The 21,208-nt window shown below is 42.3% G+C and carries 11 protein-coding genes and 2 pseudogenes; 11 read left to right on the forward strand and 2 right to left on the reverse strand.

From position 1 onward, the window contains the following. The first annotated feature begins 341 nt into the window (after nucleotides 1-341). The 5 genes from QR40_RS23320 to QR40_RS23340 all read left to right on the forward strand — a co-directional run bounded on the left by QR40_RS23320 (nucleotide 342) and on the right by QR40_RS23340 (nucleotide 13,514). The gene (locus tag QR40_RS23320; RefSeq protein WP_044296962.1) at nucleotides 342-7,334 is read left to right on the forward strand and encodes a LamG-like jellyroll fold domain-containing protein; all 6,993 of its coding nucleotides are present in this window, start codon (nucleotides 342-344) and stop codon (nucleotides 7,332-7,334) included. Between the two features lie 163 nt (nucleotides 7,335-7,497). Continuing rightward, entirely contained in the window at nucleotides 7,498-9,339 is a 1,842-nt protein-coding gene (locus QR40_RS23325) for a sensor histidine kinase (protein ID WP_044296964.1), read from the forward strand. Continuing rightward, entirely contained in the window at nucleotides 9,320-10,831 is a 1,512-nt protein-coding gene (locus tag QR40_RS23330; RefSeq protein ID WP_044296966.1) for a response regulator transcription factor, read from the forward strand. The genes QR40_RS23325 and QR40_RS23330 overlap by 20 nt, the downstream gene beginning before the upstream one ends. A gap of 40 nt (nucleotides 10,832-10,871) precedes the next feature. Then, the gene (locus QR40_RS23335) at nucleotides 10,872-12,038 is read left to right on the forward strand and encodes a sugar ABC transporter substrate-binding protein (protein WP_242858578.1); all 1,167 of its coding nucleotides are present in this window, start codon (nucleotides 10,872-10,874) and stop codon (nucleotides 12,036-12,038) included. A 114-nt stretch (nucleotides 12,039-12,152) separates the two neighbouring features. Then, nucleotides 12,153-13,514 carry an ABC transporter substrate-binding protein gene (locus QR40_RS23340; protein WP_027295264.1) on the forward strand — a complete coding sequence of 454 codons (1,362 nt, stop codon included), beginning with the start codon at nucleotides 12,153-12,155 and terminating at the stop codon, nucleotides 13,512-13,514. A 4-nt stretch (nucleotides 13,515-13,518) separates the two neighbouring features. On the opposite strand, the pseudogene QR40_RS33320 reads toward QR40_RS23340, so the two are convergent. Then, a pseudogene (locus QR40_RS33320) lies at nucleotides 13,519-13,635 on the reverse strand (DUF6783 domain-containing protein); the annotation flags it as partial. Here QR40_RS33320 and QR40_RS33325 point away from each other — a divergent pair. From QR40_RS33325 to QR40_RS23355, 4 genes and pseudogenes are all read left to right on the forward strand, one after another. After that, a pseudogene (locus QR40_RS33325) lies at nucleotides 13,612-13,746 on the forward strand (DUF6783 domain-containing protein); the annotation flags it as partial. The pseudogenes QR40_RS33320 and QR40_RS33325 overlap by 24 nt on opposite strands. Before the next feature lie 21 nt (nucleotides 13,747-13,767). Next, complete coding sequence (locus tag QR40_RS23345) at nucleotides 13,768-14,673, forward strand: carbohydrate ABC transporter permease (RefSeq protein WP_027295263.1); 906 nt, start codon at nucleotides 13,768-13,770, stop codon at nucleotides 14,671-14,673. Between the two features lies 1 nt (nucleotide 14,674). After that, nucleotides 14,675-15,508, forward strand: coding sequence for a carbohydrate ABC transporter permease (locus QR40_RS23350; RefSeq protein ID WP_044296968.1), 834 nt, complete (start codon nucleotides 14,675-14,677; stop codon nucleotides 15,506-15,508). Nucleotides 15,509-15,654: 146 nt separating this feature from the next. Next, a complete protein-coding gene (locus QR40_RS23355; protein ID WP_044296970.1) occupies nucleotides 15,655-17,595 on the forward strand; it encodes a glycoside hydrolase family 127 protein in 1,941 nt (646 codons plus the stop codon). Nucleotides 17,596-17,721: 126 nt separating this feature from the next. Here the strand turns inward: QR40_RS23355 and QR40_RS23360 are convergent, their stop codons facing one another. Continuing rightward, nucleotides 17,722-18,168, reverse strand: coding sequence for a cupin domain-containing protein (locus QR40_RS23360; protein ID WP_138001819.1), 447 nt, complete (start codon nucleotides 18,166-18,168; stop codon nucleotides 17,722-17,724). 240 nt (nucleotides 18,169-18,408) lie between these two features. On the opposite strand from QR40_RS23360, the gene QR40_RS23365 reads away from it, so the two are divergent. Both QR40_RS23365 and QR40_RS23370 read left to right on the forward strand, forming a co-directional pair. Then, nucleotides 18,409-18,840: a hypothetical protein gene (locus tag QR40_RS23365; RefSeq protein ID WP_044296971.1), complete on the forward strand. Its 432-nt coding sequence runs from the start codon at nucleotides 18,409-18,411 to the stop codon at nucleotides 18,838-18,840. A gap of 62 nt (nucleotides 18,841-18,902) precedes the next feature. Then, the gene (locus tag QR40_RS23370) at nucleotides 18,903-21,104 is read left to right on the forward strand and encodes a protein translocase subunit SecDF (RefSeq protein ID WP_044296972.1); all 2,202 of its coding nucleotides are present in this window, start codon (nucleotides 18,903-18,905) and stop codon (nucleotides 21,102-21,104) included. Nucleotides 21,105-21,208: the final 104 nt, after the last annotated feature.

Consider the following 21,208-nt stretch of genomic DNA (forward strand, 5'->3'; position numbering starts at 1 on the left):
TATGTTTGCAGATGGATAGAAAAGAACAACAAAGACAGCTAAAGAAAAATCCCCACGGAAATAGGCTCCGTGGGGATTCGTGCATCTAGAATACATAGTTGCTTTGCATGCTTTTATAATATAACACTTTGCAATAAATGTCAATTCTTTTTTTATTTCTAATGCCTTTCCGGCATCCTTCTTTCTATCAGAAGTATAGTGGATTTTCCGTCTGCAGCGTCAAATATATTAAAATAATACTATAAGATAGTACACCTTCCTTAAGATAATGCAATTTTTGAAAGCAATTGATAACGCTATAATGAGATTGTAACAAAATAAGCACGGAAAAGGAGAATGTTATGGGGAAGAAAAGTAAACGAAAATTGGCGACGAAGGCATTGGCAGTTGCAGTAGCGGTTTCTATGCTGCCAGGCAGTGCGATGACAGCGTTTGCCAACACAGGTACCGGAACAGAACCGGGGGCATTAGCAATTGGACATCCGACATTTAAGAACACGGAAAGCTTGGCGGATGTATACGATTTGGGAGGCGTAACGTATGATTCAAAAGAAATGATGAAAGCGCTCTATCAGCAGGATCTGGATAACGGAGGAGATTCCTTTTATATGGACCGTATTCTGGCGCGTTATGGAGTGGCAAATGGCAACGCGGGCAATAATGGGGATGATGATGGCAATACGTTTATGACCAGAGGCCGGGCACTTTATATGTACACCAGCAATCCGGCCATTATTGGTTTTGGCGGCAAAACCAGCTATGGATGCAGTTCTTCCGGCAGTTCCCTGGGAGGAGACATGTATGCGATTAGTTTTTCGGAGGGTTCCAGCACATTAAGCTCCAAAGAAGTAACAAGTAAGCGTGTGAATTATCCAAGTAACTGGGTAAGCCAGTATCAGGTTGGTTCCCTGACAGCAGATGTGGAGAAATTCATCAGCAATGAAAATGTTGCGGTAACGACGGTTAATCTGACTAATACAGAGGGATCTGACAAAACGATAACGGTTAATGTAAATTCCAACTTTGTAAGCAGCCGTGATGAAGTGACGGTGGGAGGCGAAACCCAGCAGGAACTTACCGGATCTATGAATTCTACAGCTGATTTAACAAAGATCACTACCCGCTTATCCGGAAATGGATTTGAGTATGCGGAAGGATCTAATAAGTCCATGGTGAAAACAGTCACCATCCCGGCAGGACAAACAGTAGAAGTAAAAGTTGTTATGGCTTTTACCACAGAAGAACTTCCACAGTCCACAACAGATTACGTACGTTTTCTGGAACTGGATGGTACAAGCGCATTAAAAGCACAGAAGGCAGAGTACAATCAGTACTGGGCGGACAACCTTCCATACATAGACGTACCGAATAAAGCAGTCCAGAAGGCTATTGACTATCGTTGGTGGCTGGAACGTTTTAATACAATGGATGCTAATATTCCAGGATATGATTTCCAGTACCCGGTAACGGTTGAAGGTGTATTGGGTTATAACAATGCAATTGCATTGACTCAGCCAATGCATTTACAGGATACGAAATGGTTAAGAAATGCTTACTTACCGCTGGGTCAGCTGTTATCAGTAGGAAACAGTTCCCAGAGCAGCGCATTTTTGGACAATCCGGGTAACCGTTCAAACTGGAATAACCATTATGGACAGTATATCGCAGACGCAGGATTAGAGGCATTTAATGTTATTGGCGGCGGTGCAGAACTGGCTGAAAACCTGGCATATTATTTTGAACATGATGCCAAAGGACAACTTGACCACTACGGCAACCATACAAGTGCAACCACTCCTGAAAATTATCTGATTGATTACCAGAATAATTATATGACAGGAAACGATGCAGATACGATTTCCATGCATGTAAAAGGAATCGGAAACTGGAAGACACATGGAGAAAATGCATACGTATATGCAGCCGCTCAATCTGCTTCTGACCTCTATGGAATGTTAGGAAATATTGAAAAATCAGAGGAAATGAAAACTCTGGCTGATAATATTCAAAGTGATATTCTGGAGTACCTGTGGTGTGACCAGTGTCAGAAATTTGAAACACGTGCCGTAAATCCTACCGGCTCTTTTGTTTCCCATAATCCGGACAAACCAAATCTGGTAGAATTGACAGAATCCAATAACTACAATTATTTCTCTGTTGGAGCAGTTCCCACAGACGAAGCATCCATTGCAAAATATAAAGAAGCACTTAAGACCTTTACCAATGGAGACGATTTCCCGATCTTCCCGTATTATACGGCAAATCAGGTACACAATAAGCAGCTTCCGGGATCCAATAACTTCTCGAATATTAACTTTACTGTTCAGGCAAGAGCATATGAAGCAGCACTGCGTACCTATGACGTAGAGCAGGAATATGTAACGGATGATATGCTTGCCCTCATGGTTGAGTGGTGCGCATGGAATATGTATCCCAATGGCGGAGACATCCGTTATCCAAATAATAACGAATTCTTCAATATTGATGATAAGACATTAGAGACCTACTACCGTTCCTGGATTTACCACAATATCCTTGGTAACTATACCTATCTCTTTATTGAAGATATGGCAGGCGTACAGCCCCGTTCCGATGAAAAACTGGAACTGGATCCAATCGATTTCAGCTATGACCATTTCATGGTAAATAATATTCGTTATCATGGCAAGGACATAACAATCAGCTGGGATAAACCGGACGGAAATAAATATTACGGTGACAATGTACCGGAAGGTTTTGCAGTATGGATCGACGGCGAATCTGCATTTGTATTAAATGATCTGGTTCACGTTGTATATGACGCTAAGACAGGCGAACTGGAATTCCCGGAAAATGAAAAAACTACAGTACTTTCAAAAGCTTCTGTTTCTGAGATACCGGCAGCAATGGATGTTGCTATTACAGACAGAAATGCCGTTGAATTGCTGAAAAAATCCGGAATCAATGGTTTGACAAATGAAGCAGAAGGTGCAGCTGTAACCGCATCTTATACTCCGGCTAAAGCAAGAGCTGCAACATGGGCAGAGAAGCATCGCGCAGATGGAAGTGACGCTACCTCAAAGGCAGTAAACGAGACAGCTCCGGACCCACAGGCTGTAACCGATGGAATGACCGTTAATATGCCATTCTGGGGCAATGACCAGAGTACCAATGCAGCAGATTCCCTGGTAATTGATTTAGGCGGACAGAAGAATATCGATATGATGGATATTTATTTCTACAATGACCGTCAAAGCGGAGGTTATGCAGAACCGACGAAATACACGTTGGAATACTGGGACGGCAGTGCATGGAAGCATGCAGAAAACCAGAACAGGACTCCTGCAATTCCAAGGGCAAATTACAACGAGGACAAATTTAAAGAAATTACCACAGACAAAGTACGGGTAACCGTAACGAATCAGCCGGGACGATATACGGCAGTTACAGAAGTCCAGCTATTTAAAGAGGGCGGAGACCGTCCGGCAGTAGAAAACCAGGCGCCGGACGTAACAGTAAAAGTAAATACAGAGAAGCTGGAGAATATGAAAGCTTCACTGACCGCACAGTGTACAGATGACGGATTGCCATATGATAAGACACTTACTTATAAATGGGAAGTAACCGAAAAACCATCTGATACGGCATCTGCTTACTTAAGCGATGAAAAAGCCTTAAATACTTCGTTAATCGGTTCCGAAGAAGGAGCTTACAAAGTAAGATTCACAGCAGATGATGGGGAAATACAAACAGTAAAAGAACTTTCCGTAGAGATTAAAAAAGCAGATACACAGGCAGATATAGATGTTGCGCCTTCTGCTGCTGCAAGTTCAGATTATACAGCAAGCTGGGAAAAACTGGACGGAATCAATAATACAGCATTTGAGCCGACAAAATCTGCTGGCGGTACTGGCAAAGGCTGGGGCAACTGGGGCGTTTCAGGCGGAGCCGGATCTAACCACTGGGTACAGTACACCTGGAAAGAAGCTGTCAATATCTACAAGAATGATATTTACTGGTACGATGATAACGGAGGAACCCGCGTTCCATCCTCCATTCAGATCCAATACAGAAATGATGCAGGCGAATGGGTTGACGCTAATGTAATTACCGATTTCCAGGATGCGAATAAGAAGAACAAATATAATACCATCGATATGATCCCGGTAACCACAACCGCACTGCGCATGAATATGAAGCTTTCCGCAGCAGGAACCGGAATTTACCGCTGGAAAGTATACAGCACACCGGTAGAAGAAATCCTTCCGGTATTCAAAGGAACAAAAACCGGAACCATTCCGGAAATGCCAAAAGATATTATTGCAAAAACTTCTTACAGCGAATTGAGATCCGTAAAAGTACTCTGGGATGCTATCACACAGGATCAGGTAGCTGCAGACGGACAGTTTACAATCAATGGTGTAAATGAAGAAACCGGTAAATTTGTTACGGCGACCATTACAGCAAGGTCTGATATGGATAAAGCAACCATTACAACCGTCGACGACACAACAGTCAACACCCTGGCAGGAAACCTTCCATATATGCCGCAGACCGTTATGGTTCTGTACAACAATGGTGTAAAGGACAATGTCAGTGTCAAGGTAACATGGCCTGAGATTACCGCAGACCAGGTTGCAGCGGAAGGAACATTTACCATTGAAGGAGTTGTTGAAGGTACAACAACAAAAGCAAAAATGACGGTTAATGTAAGAGGAATGTCCGTAGATACCTCCAAATTGTCAGAAGAACTGATTAAGGCAAAAGATTATGCAGCTAAGGATTATACCGCAGAATCATTTAAGAAGTTAACAGATGCAATTACGGCAGCGGAAGAACTCTTAAAGGACAGTAATGTGACACAGGCACAGATTAACAAAGCACTGGATGATCTGAACACTGCAGTTTCCGGTTTAGTAGGATTAAAGACAGAACTGCAAAAGACTCTGCAGGAAGCAAAAACATTTGATCCTGCAAAATACACAGAGGAAAGTTATGCAGTACTTAGCAAAGCAATTATCGATGCAGAAGAAATATTAAAGTCGGAAGACGCCGTTGAAGCAGATGTAAATAAAGCAGTAGAAGCATTAAAGGCAGCAATGGGACAACTGGATAAGATTGAAAATGCAGAACTGGTATTACATTATAGCTTTGATAAACAGGATGATCTTACCCAGATCAAGGACAATTCTGTTAGTAATTATACGGTAGCAGTTCCAAAACTGGAAGATATTGATTTTGTAAAAGGCAAGAGCGGCGATGCACTTAAATTTGACGGAGAAGATACCTCATTTGAAATTCCGGCAGGTGCAAACCTGGCTTCCAGGGATATCACAATCTCCTACTGGTTTAAGCGTACAGAAGAATTATCAGGAAATAACTCCCTGTTATGGGCAAAAGATGAATCAGCCTATAATGGAAAAGGATTCTATACAAATTATCCGGTAGGCGATGAATACTCATCCTTCTTCGTAATGGATGGATTCAATGGAATTTATGTAGCACAGAACCCGAATGACTTCCTTCCATTAAATGAATGGACACATATTGCAGTAACCTGGGATTCAGACAGCAAAACGGGTAAGATCTATAAGAATGGACAGGAACAGGAAGTCACAGTACTGGGAGATCCGCAGACAATTACCGGATCAGAGACAGCAGTAAACCGTGTAGGAAAGAACGGTTACAGCAATGACTCACAGTATCCGAACAATCTGGAACTGGATGACCTTAGAATTTACAACGGTGCGGTAAACAGCGAAAAGATTAACGAGCTTTATACAGAGTATGACAACAATGTAGACAAGACTGTTTTACAGACGGCGCTGGAAACAGCAGAAGCTTACATTCCGGATGGATATACATCAGAGAGTTACGCCGTACTGGAAGCAGCAATTGCTGAAGCAAGGAAAGTTTTCGAAGATGAGAATGCGGATCAGGATGCAGTAGATGAGCAGATTGGCAAGCTTGAAGAAGCAATTGCCCAGCTGGAAAGTATTCTGGCTGATCTGACACAGTTACAGTCCCTGTACAATGCTATTTCACAGATGGATATGAGCATCTACACAGAGGAAAGCGCAGATGTATTGAAAAATGCACTGGAAAATGCAGGCGCAGTAATTCAAAAAGAAAATGCTACAAAAGTGGAAGCAGCAGAAGCAGAATCAGGATTACTGGTAGCCCTTGCAGGACTGGAGAAAAAAGCAGAAGAACCGAAACCGGTAATTGATAAATCATTAGCAAAAGCATTATACAGTGCTTACAAAGACCTGGATCTTTCCGGATATACCCAAGAAAGTGCAGCAGCATTTACACAAGCATTAGGCAGTCTGCAGACGGTAATCGGAAAAGAAAATGCAGCACAGGAAGAAGTTGACAATACCATAGCAAATCTTCTGTCAGCAGCGACTGCACTTGCAGTAATGCCGGAAGATCCGGAAGAACCGGAAGTAGAGGTAGACTTCTCCGTACTGAGCGTACTTTACAATGCATATACAGGCATTGATACCGCTAAGTATACAAAAGAAAGTACCGATGCATTCCTTGCAGCACGTCAAGGTGCACAAGACGTTCTGAATAACCCTGATGCAGATCAGGCAGCAGTTGACCAGGCAGCGTCGGCATTGGCTAAGGCAGCAGCAGAATTGACAGAAGAGCCGGTAAAACCGGAAGAACCAACTGTTACCACAGATACAACAACATTAAAGGTACTATATAATGCCTATGCAGGACTTGATACCGGCAAATATACAGACAACAGCGCAAAAGCTTTAAAAGATGCAGTGGCAGCGGCAGCAGCAGTTTTAAATAATGCAAATGCAACACAGGATCAGATTGATCTGGCAGCATCAAAACTGATGTCAGCAGCTACAGCACTGGAAATGAAACCTGCAGAGACTCCAAAACCGGTAGTACCTGCACTGAAAAAGGGCCAGATCCTTACTTACAAAGGACTGCGCTACAAAGTTACCAATCCAACAGCAGGAAAAGCAACTGTAATGGTGGTTGGAGCATCCAGCAAGTCCGTTAAGAAGGTAACGGTACCATCTACGGTAACCTTAAAAGGAGTAAAATGCAAGGTAACAAAGATTGGACAAAAATCATTTAAGAATTACAAGAAGCTGCAGCAGATAACAATCGGTGCAAATGTAACAGCGATTGGACAACAGGCATTCTATGGGGACAGCAAGCTTACCAATATCACTGTTAAGTCAAAAGTACTGAAGAATGCATACAGCAATTGTTTGAAGAATATTTCTTCCAAGGCAGTGATTAGAGTTCCGAAGTCTAAAGTGAAGACATATAAAAAAGTATTTAAAAACAGAGGACAGAAGAGCAGCGTAGTAATTAAGTAAAAAGCAGAATCACAAGCCAGCGTTCTTACGCTGGCTTGTGTTGTAGAAAAATAATTAAAATGAACAATACTTATTAGATTATATTTTAAGCAAGCTTGCGATATATATCCGGATAAGTGTAAAATAATGGTATTTGAGTATTGCGGAAAGTGAGCCTGTAAACATGTTGAAAAAAATAATCGTACGATATAATAACTGGACACTTGGAAGAAAATTGTTATTCGGTTTTTTGTTTGGCTCAATTATACCGATTCTGTCTATACAGTTAATAGGATACTATGTAAATAAAAATATAGTAACGGAAAAGGTAGATCAGTTAATGGTTAGTAATCTGACCCAGATATCAGAACGGGTGCACTTAAATATGGAAACCTATTCCAGCCTTTTATACCAACTGTACACGGATGAACAGCTGACAGAGAGTATAAAAACTCTGATGGATATTACAGACAGCCAGAAAGCATTTGCATACAACAGAGCATACAACTGCCTGAAGCAGTATAACAATGACAATCTGGGTATCCGGTGTATCAGTCTGGTGTGTGCGGACGGCAGTTCAGTGGTAGCTGATTTTCAGACAGATTCTGCAATTGATAATTTATGGAGAGGCTATCCGGATCTGAGAACGACGAAGCCTTACATAGACTGCATTGATGAACCAAGCATGGTCATTACGCCCACTATGAAGTTTCAGGAGAACGGAACGGAAGGGTATTATTTTCATATGTCCAAACGGGTATTTGATTTTGACCATCTGGAACAGGGAAGCATTGCTACCATTATTATGTCTATTGATGAACGGATCCTTGAGGAAATCTGTAATAAGCCAGAGGATAGTGCCAACCAGGAACTGTCCCAGCACAGCCTGAATTTTATTCTGGATGAAAACAGGCAGGTAATTACCTATCCGGATGAGAGTTTTGTGACTCTGAAAATGAATCCCCGGCTAACGGTAGCGGAATTTGTAAAAGTTACAGGATATCTGCGGGATAAAAAAACGGCTATCAACGAATACAGAGACCCTCAGACAGGATGGGTTTTTTACAACGTGTATGATAAAGACTATATGCTGAAGGATCTGGTAAATACCCAGAAGATTTTTCTGCTTGTAGGCGTTGCCGCAGTTATTTTCGTAACGTGCATTATTAGTTATACGGTATATAAGTTAAACCGGTCAGTCCGTTCGGTATTAAAAGGAATCGGACAGGTACAGCAGGGGCATCTGGATGTGGTGATTCCGGAAGATACCCAGGATGAAATTGGTCTGATTGCACGAAATTTTAATACCATGACCGTAAAAGTGAAAGAGCTGGTCACTACCGTAAAAGAGGCACAAAACAGTCAGAAAAATGCAGAAATCCGTGCGCTGGAGGCACAGATTAACCCGCATTTCCTATATAATACCCTGGATTCCATTAACTGGATGGCAATTGAAAAGGGAGAGTATGAGATCAGTACCATGCTGAGAAACTTAGGTGTTATACTGCGTTACAGTGTAAATAAGAGTAATCAGAGAGTCAGCATATGGGAAATGTCGGATTGGCTTCATAAATACATCAGTCTCCAGAAAATGAGATTTAATGATGCATTTACGTACAATCTGCAAATAGACAAAAATACAGAAAAGGTGAAAGTATATAAGCTGCTATTGCAGCCATTTGTTGAGAATTCTATTATACATGGGTTTGATGGAATGATGGCGGGAGGCTTATTGAGAATTGAATGTTCACTCTCAGATGACGGGAAGGGGGTTGTATTTATTATAGAGGATAATGGAGTGGGCATGCCGGAAAGTAAGGTACAGGAGTTTAATGACCCGAAACGGGCAATTATTGATGATGGAAGGAGCATCGGACTAAACAATGCATTCTCAAGGATGTATATGTATTATGGAAATAAAGCCAGCTGGACAATCAGCAGCTTAAAAGGCCTGGGAACGGTCATCACCCTGCGCCTGCCGGTTATTGATGAAATGAGGAAGGAAAATGAGGATATTAATAGTTGAAGATGAGGTAAAGATCAGAGTTGGAATATCAAAACTGATCTCGTCTCAGAGCGGTCACACAATTGTTGGAGAAGCAAAAAACGGAATGGAGGGATATGAGATGGCAATCCGGCTTCGCCCGGAGCTGATCATCACCGACATCCGAATGCCTGTCATGAATGGGCTGGAAATGCTGGCAAAGATTCAGGAGGACAAAGTTGCCTGCCATAGTGTTATTCTCAGTGGATATTCAGAATTTGAATATGCGAAAAAGGCAATAACCCTGGGAGCGGATGACTATCTGTTAAAGCCCATTGCGGCGGAAGACGTAAAAGAGGTACTGGATAGGATTGAAGAAAAACTGGATCTGGAAAAAAGGCAGATTGAAGGAACGCCTCAGGGATATATCAGGGATATTATCCTGGGCAGCCTGGCGGAAACCAGGGAGAATTACCAGCGCCTTGCCGATATCGGCGGATTAGATCTGGAATCACCGTGTTTTCTTTATGCAGGCTATCTTGGAAATGCAGAGCCGGCATATGTTGAATTTTGCAAAAACCAGCTTGAGGAAATGAAAGTGAAATACGGCAAGGACCGCATTTATATGGTATTTATTGAAAGTACGCAGGAATATGTGTGTGTCATTCAGAGCGAAAATCCGATGGAGGGATGGAATAAGAGGATTAGCCACAGAGTATATCTGAAGAATGTAAGAGAGGGGCAGGCAGTGTGGACAGCCGGAAGCATCCCGTCTCTTACAGAGCTGCGCAGCCAGGTAAATGAACTGCGAAAGCTTACTTCTTATGCAATGGCATTGGGATATACACATTTGCTGACGAAAAGGGAAATCAGCCTGTTTACTCCGGAGGAATTTACATATCCGGTATTTTTGGAAAACAGGATCAAAGTATCTGTATGCAAGGGAGATAGTGAGGAGTTAACAAGCTGTGGGGATAAATTCCGGTCATATATGAGGGATCAGAAATGTGAACCTTATCATATCCGTCAGGGGTATATGAAAATGGTAAATTACATTTTAAATATTTCCCAGGAGGTTGCAGAGGAGGGCTATCGGCTGATACAGGAGCAGAATCCTATTAAAACTCTCGGTAATGCCATTACCTTATCGGAACTGGAGACCTGTTTCCAAAAGATTATTCAGATTCTGGCAAAGACGGTAAATAAGAAAGATGATATCCGTAATTATACGGTAAACAGAGCAATCAGCTACATACGGGAACATTATATGGAAGTGATATCCCTGGAAGAAATGGCCAGACGTCTGGACATTACCCCCGAATACCTCAGTACCTTATTTAATAAAGAGGTGGGGATTAATTTTTCAACTTTTCTTAAGAAATTTCGTATCAGCCAGGCGAAACGGCTGCTGAAAGGAAGTGAGCTCAAGATCTATGAAGTGGCAAATGAGGTTGGATATGGTGACCCGAAATATTTTAACAGGGTTTTTCGTGAAGAGGTCGGAGTCTCGCCGGGGGATTACAGGCAGTCATAAAAGAAGACGAAAAGCCTGCAGTTATTTTCTTATTTTACTGATGGCAGTCCAGATGGCAGGCTGCAGGAACCAGGAAAGTGACGGGCAGGAGGAAAGCAAGGCAAGGGAGGAACTGGTTCTTTGGTCCTATTATGAGACCGATGCCCAGAGAAGAGGTCTGGATAACCTTGTAAACGGGTTCAACCAGTCCCAGACCCAGTACCGTGCTTCCTGGAAGTATGTCCCCATGACCGATTTTGACAAACAACTTTCCCGTTCATATACAGAGCAAAGCCTGCCGGATATGGTTCTTATTGATAATCCCGACATGCCGGTATTTATACGCCTGGGTGTATTTGAGGATATCACACAGCAGATAGAATCCTGGAAGCTGGAAGAAGAATATTATAAGGCGGCAGTAGAAACGGTAAGCCTGGATGGAAGATATTATGGTATTCCATTTATCTGCAATAACCTGGGATTGATTTATAATAAGGAGATGTTAAAGGAAGCCGGGGTGGAACCGCCGGGTACCTGGGAAGAATTAAAGACTGCGGCGAAAGAGCTCACAGTGGGAGAGCGCAAAGGATTTTTAATGTCCGCGGTTGATTCTGAACAGGGGGCATTCCAGATCCTGCCATGGATTTTATCAGCCGGAGAAAATCCGGATCAAATCGGAGGTGAGAAGACAAAGGAAGCTTTTGTATTTTTAGATAGTATGGTGGAGGATGGAAGCATGTCAAATGAATGCATCAATCTGACACAGATCGATGTTGCCAGAAAATTCATAGCAGGCGAAGCGGCAATGATTGAAAACGGGCCATGGATATTATCGATGCTTCAGGAAGCAGGCATCTCTTATGGAATCACCAAACTGCCGGTGAACCGGGTGAGCAGTATGATTACCGGCGGTGAAAATATTGGTTTTATTAAAGGGAAAAATGTAGAAGGTTCCCTGAAATTTTTCCAGTACTGTATGAACGGGGAAGTTATGGAATCCTTCTGCATAAAGACCGGATCCCTGCCGGCCAAAATCAAAAAGGCAAAAAAGGTGGTTAAGAAAGACGAACAGCTGAGGGTCTTTGAAGAACAGATGGAAAAAGCGGTTGCAAGGACTTCCATACCTTCATGGTCTGCTATCTCAAAGCAGATACCAAAGAGCTTTTATCAGATGGTGTCGAAGGAAAAAACCCCGGAAGAAGCGGTGGATATGCTGCCTGAAAATTAAATCCAAGAATTATCCACCATTATTAAAATATTAGAATTAATCTTTAAAGGAACCTCTCTTATAATGTACTTACCAGGAAAGATACTGGAGTCAAATATAAGGGAGGTTTTTATCATGAAACTAAAGAAACTTACGGCAATGGCTCTTGCGGCAACGATGGTTTGTACAATGGCAGCAGGATGTGGAGGAAGCTCATCCTCCGGAACCACCGAAGCAGCAAAAGGTGAAACAACAGGGACGACTGCAGCTGAGACAGCAGGAACGGATGCACCGAAGGAGACAGCAGCGGCTGAAACCCAGGCAGAGACCCAGGCAGAAACTGCAGCAGCTTCCACCGGTGAAAAGAAAGAGGTTGTGATCTGGGATTATTTTGAGACAGATGCCCAGAAGGAAATGATGCAGACTTTGATAGATGGATTTAATTCATCACAGAGTGAGTTTACGGCTACACATACATATGTGCCGTTTGCGGATTATCAGAAACAGCTTACTTTAGGACTTGCTTCCGGTGAATTACCGGATCTGGTTATCATGGACGGATGCAGTATGGCTTCTTTCATACAATTGGGACTTATGGCGGATGTATCCGATGCATCAATTGCGTGGGATGATTACCTGAAGGGTCCAATGGAGTCCACAATGATGGATGGCAAACATTACGGCATTCCTTTTGCAACAAACTGTACCGCATTATTCTATAATAAAGATTTATTTGATGCAGCAGGCGTAACTTATCCCGATGAAAATACCACATGGGATGATTTCAAGGATATGGCAGCGAAGTTAACAAAAGACGGCGTAACCGGATTTGGTAATGCAGCAGTTGGTACAGATGAAGGTACCTTCCAGTGTCTGCAGTGGCTGTACACAGCAGGCGGCACTTACACCGATATTAAGGGCGGCGTAAAGTCTTACGATTTAATGAAAGAAATGATTGATGCAGGTTCCTGGACAAAAGAATGTGTAAACTGGACACAGTCTGATGTTAATAACAACTTTATGGCCGGAAACATTGCAATGCAGCAGAATGGACCATGGCAGATCCCAGGTATCGAAAAAGATGCTCCGGACTTAAACTATGGCGTAACAGTATTACCGAAATTTGATAAAGATTCCAGTCAGGCAACATCAATCCTCGGCGGTGAGAATATGGGCGTTGTGAAAAAAGACGATACCGCAGGTGCAGTTGCTTTCATGAAATACTATGACCAAAATGAAGTTATGATCGATGCAATGAAGAAATATGGCTCCTTCCCTCCAAAAACGGAAGCAGCACAGGATTCTTACTGGACAGATGATCCGATTCAGGCAGCATTTATTACTCAGCTTGAGACTTCAATCCCAAGAGGACCATCCGCATCCTGGCCATCTTATTCATCTGCAATCCAGAATGGATTCCAGGAAGTTATGACAGGTGCAAAGACGCCTGAGGAGGCAGCAGACAGTACTCAGGCTGCTGTAGACGCAGTAAAATAAAATATTAGGGCGTGTTTAAACACGCTCTAGAGCATGTTTTAAAATTGCTTTCTGGCACCTGTGCGTCACAGTTTGTGGGAGATTTGTTCCGGATGAAGGGCGCGTAGCGGGCTACGTAACCTGAATTCGGGGCAAATATGCCGCAAAGTGGGGCGTGCAGATGGCAGGAATGAATTTTCAAACACGCTCTAGGGACTGCCTGGTAGACTTGCTTCCGACAGTCCCTTTTTAAAAGATATGAGGAGGGATTAACGTGAGACATGGTAAAAAAAAGACACCGGCTTACCTGGGAGTTATATTTGCACTTCCCGCTTTGATTTATATGATGGTGCTGATAGGGTACCCCATGGTAAAGAACCTGTTATTAAGTTTTAAAAATGTAGATGTTTATACATTTGCAGATACGGCTTCCCAGAGTTTTGTGGGATTGCAGAATTATGTTGATTTGTTCAGCGGAGCCGATTCTATTTTAATGAAATCAATCGGCAATACATTAATTTTTACACTTGCTTCTATATTTTTTCAGTTTGTAATCGGATTTGGACTTGCATTGTTGTTTAATAAAAAATTTCCAGGCTGCTCCTTTTTCCGTGGGGTGACTATGATATCCTGGCTTTTACCGGTAACGGTAGCGGGACTTTTGTTTAAATTTATGTTCCAGTTAAATGGCGGAATTATTAATCAGTTCCTTACATCCGCAGGTATTCTGGATAAACCCATAGAATGGCTGCTTAATGGAAATACCGCTATGGTGGCAATTGTAGTAGCCAACATCTGGATCGGTATCCCATTTAATATGATGTTAATTCTGACCGGATTAACAACTATTCCAACCGAAATTTACGAGAGTGCCAGTTTGGACGGTGCTTCCAAACGGCAGACCTTATTTCATATAACAGTGCCAATGATCAAACCGGCAATTATGTCGGTGCTGACACTGGGATTTGTATACACCTTCAAGGTATTTGACCTTGTATGGGTAATGACAAAAGGCGGACCGGTAAATGCTACGGAACTGGTTTCCACTTATGCATACCGGCTTTCCTTTGAAGAGTTTCAGTTTAGTAAGGGTGCGGCAGCATCGAATATCCTGTTCTTGATTTTGCTGTTTGTAGGATTTTTCTACATCAGGACTATTGATGATGACGAGGTGATGTAACATGAAAAAAGAGACGAAAAATAAAATTATCTTATTAATAATCGGAGCAATCGTATTTGTTATTTTTATATTTCCACTGTACTGGATGCTGGTTACCGCATTAAAATCGCAGGTAGAAATCTTCCAGATACCGACGCCTCTCTGGCCGAAAGAGCTGACATTCGAAGCATTCCAAAAGCAGTTATCCGCTTCCAGTGATACGCTTAGAGGGTTCAAAAACAGTGCAATAATCGGATTTGGGGCAATGGCAATTTCCACCATACTGGCAATTCCGGCAGCATACGGACTGGCAAGGTTTAAATTCAGAGGAAAAAAGATTATAATCCTTCTTTTCTTAATTACACAGATGCTTCCTTCCACGTTAGTATTAACATCCCTGTACATCATGTTCTCAGGCGCAAAACTTTTAAATACATACATGGCGCCGATACTGGCAGATGCAACACTTGGTATTCCATTTTCCGTTATTATCCTAAGAACCTATTTCCTCTCCATACCGAAAGAGCTGGATGAGGCAGCAAAAATAGATGGTTGCGGACATCTTACTGCATTTGTAAAAATCATGCTTCCTATTGCAAAACCGGGCATAGTGGTAGCTGCCGTATTTTCCTTTGTATATGCATGGGGCGATCTGATCTACGGAATTACCTTTATTACAGACCCGAATAAGAGACCGATTACATCCAGTATTTACAATTATGTACAACAGTATCAGACCTTATGGAACTCCACCATGGCATTTGGTATTATTGCAATTTTCCCGGTTATTTTAATCTTTATCTTTATGCAGAAATATATTGTCAGCGGACTTACGAATGGTGCTGTTAAGGCTTAGAAAATACACGAATAACAAAATACACGAATAACAAGGTACTGATGTTGATAGAAAATTTGATGCAGAAAGGAAGCCACGGTAGTTCTTTCAACCTGTTTTATAGTGGCTGTATTGCAGGAGCACTGCAGTATATTATGGGAAAATGAATGAAACTAAAATCATTGGATTTAAAGAATATTAAAATAAGTGATGAATTCTGGTCCAGACACGTGGACCTGGTGAGAAATGTAATAATCCCTTATCAGTGGGAGATCATGAATGACCGGGTGGCGGATGCCGAGTCCAGCCACTGCCTGGAGAATTTCAAAATAGCAGCAGGGAAAAACAGCGGAGACTTTTACGGCGCGGTATTTCAGGATACGGATATTGCAAAATGGCTGGAAGCAGTAGGATTTTCACTGGCAGGCAATCCAGATGAAAAACTGGAAGCAACTGCAGACGAAGTGATAGATTTGATAGCAGATGCACAGTGTGAAGATGGTTATATCAATACTTATTTTACGATAAAAGAGCCGGACAAACGCTGGAGCAACCTCTGTGAAGGACACGAACTGTATACAGCGGGCCATTTGATGGAGGCGGCTGCAGCTTATTATGAAGGAACGGGAAAGAGGAAGTTTCTGGATTGTATGTGCAAATTTGCAGATTTGATCTGTGAGACATTTGGGGAAGAAGAGGGTAAAATCCATGGGTATCCCGGACATCAGGAAGTGGAAATTGGTCTGATTAAACTGTTTCGTATTACAAAGGAACGCAGATATCTGGATATGGCTAAGTATTTTATCGATATCAGAGGCGTGGGTGAGAACTATTTTCTAAAAGAAATGAAAAAGGACGGACATAAACGGATTTTTCCGGAATTTGCAGATTATGATACAAAGTATTCCCAGTCCCATATTCCGGTGCGTGACCAGAAAACAGCAGAAGGGCATGCCGTTCGTGCCGTATACATGTACTGTGCAATGGCTGATCTGGCTTATGAGTATCAGGATGATTCACTGATGGAAGCCTGTGAGACCCTGTGGAACAATATGGTGAGTAAACGTATGTACATTACGGGAGGCATTGGCTCATCGGGAATCCTGGAGCGCTTTACGACGGATTATGACCTGCCGAATGAATACAATTATTCTGAGAGCTGTGCATCTATCGGTCTTGCACTCTTTGGGCTGCGTATGAATCAGATCACCAGAGACGGCAAGTATATGGAGGAAGTGGAACGCGCCCTTTATAATACCATATTGGCGGGGATCGCCCTGGATGGCCGCAGTTTCTTTTACGTAAACCCGTTAGAAGTCTGGCCGGATGCTTGTATGCCCAGAACTTCCAAGGAACATGTAAAGCCGGTAAGGCAGAAATGGTTTGGAGTAGCATGCTGCCCACCGAATATTGCCCGGACACTGGCATCCCTGGGACAGTATATCTACAGCACACAGGGGGATACGGTATGGGTGAACCTGTTTGTCACAAGTGAGGTTCAGCAGAAACTGGAGTCTGGCTGTATACAGATGAAACAGGAAACCAGATTCCCAAATGAAGGCAAGACAACTATCCACATAGAAAACCAGGAAAATGTAAAGGTTTCTCTGGCAGTCCGCATTCCGGAATACACAAAAGATCCCGTTTTCTATAGTGGCAGCGAAAAGATCATGCCGGATAAAACAGAAAAGGGATATGCATTTTTCACAGTAGACAGAAAAGAGATGGAACTTACAATGAAATTCTCCATGGAGCCGCGGCTTCTCCATGCAAATCCACTTGTAAAAGCGGATACCGGAAAAGTTGCAGTCATGAAAGGACCTTGCGTGTATTGTCTGGAGGAAACAGACAATGGAAATAATCTGCCAGGCCTGTTCCTGGATTCCGGCATAGCACTTAAGGAACACTTTGAACCGGATCTCCTGGGAGGAGTAACCGTAATAAGAGCACAGGGCAAAAGGCTTGTATCAGATGAGTGGAAAGAGGGAGAGCTGTATAAGGAATGTGCGCCAAAGATGGAAGACGCAGCATTGACTTTTGTACCGTATGCATACTGGGGAAACCGGATTACCGGAGAAATGTTAGTCTGGGTGAGAGAGATTTTATAATTATATACGAAAGTATTAGACATTGAGCTGAGACAAATATTTGACTCAGCTCTTTCAAAATGCGCTTCGAAAGCAATTTTCAAACACGCTCTACAGCAGACAATTTCAATACAGATTTATTTGGAATTACCACTGGCAGGAAGCGTTGTTCTCACGCTTGTTAGCGTCCATCTTCGTCTGGTGTACGGTTCCCCATGGATGCCTGGGAGGTGCATAAACGGATGAAAGCTTTAAAGGACATCTTTCGGGATTCATAATATTGTGCCAGGTTCCGGCAGGAATAAATACAGCATCTCCGGGGCACATTTCATTTTGAAATTCCGGCCGGCCTTTGCAGGAACCCATCATTACAATGGCTTTCCCATGTTCGACTCTTATAATCTGATCCGTATCAGGATGCATTTCCCAGCCAATATCCTCACATGGAGGGATACACATTAATGTCATTTGTACATGGCATCCCGTCCACACTGCGGTACGGAAGTTTTTATTTTGCTCTGCCATTTCCTCAACTCTCAATATACAGGGGTTAGGACCATAATCGGTCTGCCTCATACAGCAATTATTATTCATAAGAAGATTCTCCAATCAGGTTTCTATATTAAAATATGTAATTTCATTGTGAATGTGAATTTATGTTAGAATTGCAGGAAAACTGGTTACATAAACTGGCTACAAAACTGGTTTTTAGTGGGAAAAGAATTGCAATTCAGATTAAAATAAAATATAATAAGCCTATATGCTTTGAGCGAGATTAAATTGCTTTCCGGCAGCTGCACGCTGCGATTTGCGGATTATGAAGGAGGGAGCCCCATGAAAAAGAATATCATCATGTTTATTTTTACACTCTTTTTTCTTGGACTCCTTTTTTACGTGAAGGCAGAAGCCCATCTTGTAACCGGCGCAGGAACCAGTGCGACTGCTGACGCCAGTGGATCCGGTTACACTTATGGCCAGCCCCGCATTTTTGCGAAGCTTACACCGGCAGATGCTCCGGCTGGAATCCAGGAAAAAGTACTGACACAGGGAATTACGAATTTTGTGGAAGAACGGAATAACCAAAGGCAGTTTAACGGAAGCGTACTGGCGGTTTTATTGTATATTGCAACAAATGTATTATTGGGCAGCGCACGGAGCAGTTTGTTCTGGATACTGTCTATTTGTCTTACATTTTCATGTATTCTGATCAGTCAGGTTCATATCTTACACCAATCCGATGGAAAGAAACGTACTGTTATCTTTTAGTATTTCATTAAAAATTTAAGAAGTGAAATTCACAAAAAGAAGATAATCAGGAGGATCGTACTTTGAAAAATAAAAAAAATCATATTTGGTTTGCGTTAGCCCTTATCGCAGCCTTTCTTTTGCTTACTATTTTTGGAGCGGGCAAGGAAGTAAAAGGGATTCAGGACATGCGTTTTGGAATTGACATCCGGGGCGGTGTTGAGGCAGTATTTGAACCGGTTGGAGTTACCGGTGTTCCCACAGAAAAGCAGATGGAATCGGCACGTAATGTTATTGAAAGCAGATTGGATGCAGAAAATATTACGGACCGTGAAGTTACGGTGGATAAAAGTGAAGGTCATATTATCGTGCGTTTCCCATGGAAATCCGATGAAAAAGACTTTAATCCAGAATCTGCAATCTCTGAATTGGGCGAAACAGCGAAGCTTACCTTCCGGGATCCTGACGGCAATGTACTTGTAGAAGGAGAAAATGTGTCAGACAGCTCCGTAACAAGGGATCAGGAAACAGGAGAATATGTAGTAGAACTGCAGTTTGATAAGACTGGAGCGGAGGCATTTGCAAAGGCAACTCAGGAGCTGGTGGGCAAACAGATGGGCATCTATATGGATGAACAGATGATCTCTAATCCTAAGGTACAGCAGGCAATTACTGGTGGTAAAGCAATTATTAACGGTATGGCGAACAGCGATGAAGCAAAGTCATTATCCGATAAAATAAATTCAGGTGCACTTCCATTTTCCATGAAGACAAGTAATTACAATACCATCAGTCCCTCACTTGGAAGTCAGGCACTGAAGGCAATGGTAACAGCTTCTATAGTAGCACTGTTATTAGTTATCATATTTATGATCAGTATTTACAGATTGCCCGGATTCATCAGCTGTCTGACCCTTATATTCCAGATGTGCCTGCAGATACTGGCACTTTCATTTCCGCAGTATACGCTGACCCTGCCTGGTATCGCCGGTCTGATCCTTTCTGTTGGTATGGCTGTGGATGCCAACATTATCATCAGTGAACGAATTGGTGAGGAATTGAGAGACGGTTCAAGTATCCGCGCGGCTGTTAAAAAAGGTTATCAAAACGCATTCTCGTCGGTATTGGACGGCAATCTGACTACAGCTGCAGTGGCATTAATCTTAATGATGTTTGGTTCCGGTACAATGCTGAGTTTTGGATATACGTTGTTTACAGGTGTGATCATCAACCTGGCAGCAGGTGTGTGGATGTCCAGATTTATGCTGGAATCTGTAATACGCTACGATATATTTGATAAAGTAAAATTGTTCCGTAAGAAAAAAGACCGTAAAATGATCCGTTTTGCAGCAAAACGAAAATGGGTATTTATATTCACAGCATGTGTATTGATTATTGGAGCTGTGATCACAGGAGTAAATGGAGTAAAACTGGATACACAGTTTACCGGAGGCGTTATATTGAAATATACATATTCCGGTGAAACAGATACAGAAAAGATCGGCAATGCGGTAAACGTTGCTTTGAACAGGCCTGTAAGCGTACAGACCTCCCAGGACTCCGCTACGGGTGACAAAAAGTTAGTGCTGACCCTTGCAGGAAATGAAGGTATCAATCCGGATGATCAGAAGAAAGTAACAGAAGAAATTAACAAACTTGGCGATACATCCTATGAATTATCGGAAACCTTTGCCGTAGAGCCTTATATCGGGGCAAAAGCGTTAAATAATTCAGTAATTGCAATTGTATTATCCGCATTGTTTATTATTGCTTATATATGGGTGCGTTTTAAATCCCTGTCCGGATTATCGGCTGGTGTATCTGCGGTAATTGCACTTATACATGATGTCATTCTGGTATTCTTCGTTTTTGGAGTATTTAAGATCCCGGTAAATGATGCATTCGTGGCGGTTACCCTGACCATTATCGGGTATTCCATTAACGACACCATTGTACTCTATGACAGAATCCGGGAAAATATCCGGAATAAGGCGGGCAGCAAAAAAGAAACCTTGTGTGAACTGGTAGACCGAAGCATAACTGAGACTATCGGACGTTCGGTAAAGACAGCATGCACAACCGCTATCTGTGTTGCAATCGTTCTTATATTCGCCCTGATTTACCATATAGAATCTATCCGTGTGTTCTCATTGCCATTGCTGGTAGGTATCATCAGCGGATGTTATTCTTCTGTATGCATTGCAGGACCACTTTGGGTAACCTGGAAAGAGTTCCGTGCAAAGAAGAGTGATAAGATCGAAACGAGCAAGGGAAAAAAGAAATAAAATCAGATGAGAAAAATTCAAGATTTTAATTGACATTATTTAGAATAATAGGTATAATAAATCCAAATAAACTGAATTTAACGATGGGTTGTTACTGTTAAGCA

This window comes from Robinsoniella peoriensis, assembly GCF_000797495.1.
Lineage (GTDB): Bacteria > Bacillota > Clostridia > Lachnospirales > Lachnospiraceae > Robinsoniella > Robinsoniella peoriensis.